The sequence below is a fragment of the Streptomyces sp. MMG1121 genome (assembly GCF_001280015.1).
Lineage (GTDB): Bacteria > Actinomycetota > Actinomycetes > Streptomycetales > Streptomycetaceae > Streptomyces.
In genome coordinates, this window is the sequence record NZ_LGDV01000155.1 from 1 (window position 1) to 238 (window position 238).

The window sequence follows — 238 nt, forward strand, 5'->3', positions numbered from 1 at the left end:
GTCCACATGCAGCGTCCTCGGCAGCACACCGTGCCGCATCGCCTGCACCATCTTGATCACACCCGCCACACCAGCCGCAGCCTGCGCATGACCGATGTTCGACTTCAACGACCCGAGCCACAACGGCTCACCACCCGCCCGCTCCTGACCGTACGTCGCCAGCAGCGCCTGCGCCTCGATCGGATCACCCAACGACGTACCCGTACCATGCGCCTCCACCGCATCCACATCGGCCGCC

The 238-nt window shown here is 66.8% G+C and carries 1 pseudogene; it reads right to left on the reverse strand.

Annotated elements, in window-relative coordinates:
- Positions 1 to 238, reverse strand: a pseudogene (locus tag ADK64_RS15300) (polyketide synthase); the annotation flags it as partial.